Consider the following 268-nt stretch of genomic DNA (forward strand, 5'->3'; position numbering starts at 1 on the left):
GCACCCGCGCGATGGGGTACTGGATCTGCGCGGCTTCGTCCCACACCAGGGCGAACGGCACCTGGACCCGCATGCCGGGGGCATCGTCGGCGGGTTCCGCCTCGGCCCAGTAGTATTCTTCGCCGCCTTCGGTCCCGAACGGCGTGGCGTAGGCCAGTCGCACCCGGGGCAGGACGCGGGCGTCGGGAAACCAGCGCTGGCGCGCCAGGTATTCGGGCAGCACCTCGGTTTCCAGCGTGTTGCGCGAGGCGTCGGTCAGCACGGCGTT

At 70.9% G+C, this 268-nt stretch carries 1 protein-coding gene; it reads right to left on the minus strand.

What is annotated here, in order from left to right; all coding sequences use genetic code 11:
• A partial coding sequence (locus tag SB752_RS32565; protein ID WP_410719522.1) for a hypothetical protein occupies positions 1–268 on the minus strand: 268 nt, incomplete at both ends.

Origin of the sequence: Brevibacillus sp. SIMBA_040, from assembly GCF_046535075.1 — a bacterium.
GTDB lineage: Bacteria > Bacillota > Bacilli > Brevibacillales > Brevibacillaceae > Brevibacillus.